Origin of the sequence: Pseudoalteromonas sp. 0303, from assembly GCF_013349995.1 — a bacterium.
Taxonomy (GTDB): Bacteria; Pseudomonadota; Gammaproteobacteria; order Enterobacterales; family Alteromonadaceae; genus Pseudoalteromonas.
The window spans coordinates 1-248 of the sequence record NZ_JABVXF010000205.1 but is presented as its reverse complement, the minus strand read 5'-3'; the positions used below and the strand labels follow the sequence as shown (position 1 = coordinate 248).

Sequence of the window (248 nt, the reverse complement as noted above, 5' to 3'; positions counted from 1 at the left end):
ACAAACCAAGTTGAAACCACGGCGCTTGTGCAAAACGGCGAATACGTTACTGATCCGATTGATGCCAGCGCATTAAACGACGGCACACTCACTGCTACAGCCAGCGTATCCGATGTGGCAGGTAACCCTGTTACAGCTGAGGATACAGTTGAACTTGATAACACCGCAGCCATCACAACCAGCATTGATAAAACAGCCGATGGCGTGATTAATGGTAACGGTGAAAGCGCCGCCATGGTCGTGCGTGG

The 248-nt window shown here is 51.2% G+C and carries 1 protein-coding gene; it reads left to right on the top strand.

What is annotated here, in order from left to right; genetic code table 11:
• Window positions 1–248 (top strand): hypothetical protein (locus tag HUS62_RS22810; protein ID WP_175081249.1); only part of this gene is annotated, 248 nt, incomplete at both ends.